General features: G+C 66.9%; 1 protein-coding gene. It reads right to left on the reverse strand.

Going from position 1 to position 1,006, the window contains the following annotated elements:
- The coding region (locus ABZ267_RS33170) for an AMP-binding protein (RefSeq protein WP_356899741.1) at positions 1-980 on the reverse strand (980 nt) is incomplete at its 3' end.
- Positions 981-1,006 lie beyond the last annotated feature (26 nt).

Raw genomic sequence — 1,006 nt, forward strand, 5'->3', positions numbered from 1 at the left:
TGCGTGACCTCCACACCCTTCGGAACCCCCGTCGAACCCGACGTGTAGATCACATACGCCACATCCGACAGCTCCAACGCCCTACGCCGGTCAGCATCAGTGACCTCGTCATCGGGCAGCGACGCACACGCCTCCACCATCGCCGGATCATCGACCGCCACCACTTCCGCAAGCAGTCCCTCCGGCAGACTTTCAGCAGCCGCTTGCGTACTCAGCACCAAACCGGGGCGCGCATCCTCCAACAGCCACCCGATCCGCGCCCCCGGATACTCCACATCCACCGGCACAAACCCCGCACCCGAACCCAGCACACCCAACACCGTCACCAACTGCTCCAGCCCCGCAGGCACCGCAACAGCCACCACATCCCCCGGGCCCACCCCACGCCCGGTCAACCACCGAGCAAGCCGATTCGCCCGACCCGCCACCTCCCCATACGTCCACGACACATCCCCCGACACCACCGCCACCGCATCCGGGCACTCCCGCACCCGCCCCCCGAACAACCCCGGCAACGACACAGACACCGGAACCGGAACCGAAACCGGCACACCAACCCCACCGCCCGACCACCCCAACAACCGCTCCCGCTCCACCCCGCCCAACACATCCACCACACCCACCCGCACACCCAAATCCCCCACCACCCCACCCAACAACCGCACCAACCGCCCACCCAACAACTCGACGGTCTCCCGGTCGTAGAGGTCCGTCGCGTACTCGATGAACCCATCGATCCCCGCCGGAGCGCCGTCCGCGTCGAAGGTCTCCCACAGGTTCACCGTCAGGTCGAACTTGGCCGTCCCCGTGCCCAGCGACTCCGAGCGCACCTCAAGCCCGGGCAGCCCGAACCGCGCCTCCTCGTTGTTCTGCAACACCAACGCCACCTGGAACAAGGGATGCCGCCCACCAGAACGCACCGGATTCAGCCGCTCCACCACCAACTCGAACGGCACATCCTGATGCGCATACGCCTCCAAGCACGCCTCACGCACCCGCCCCAACA

The sequence above is a fragment of the Streptomyces sp. NPDC006174 genome, assembly GCF_040614075.1.
In the GTDB taxonomy this organism is placed as follows: Bacteria; Actinomycetota; Actinomycetes; order Streptomycetales; family Streptomycetaceae; genus Streptomyces.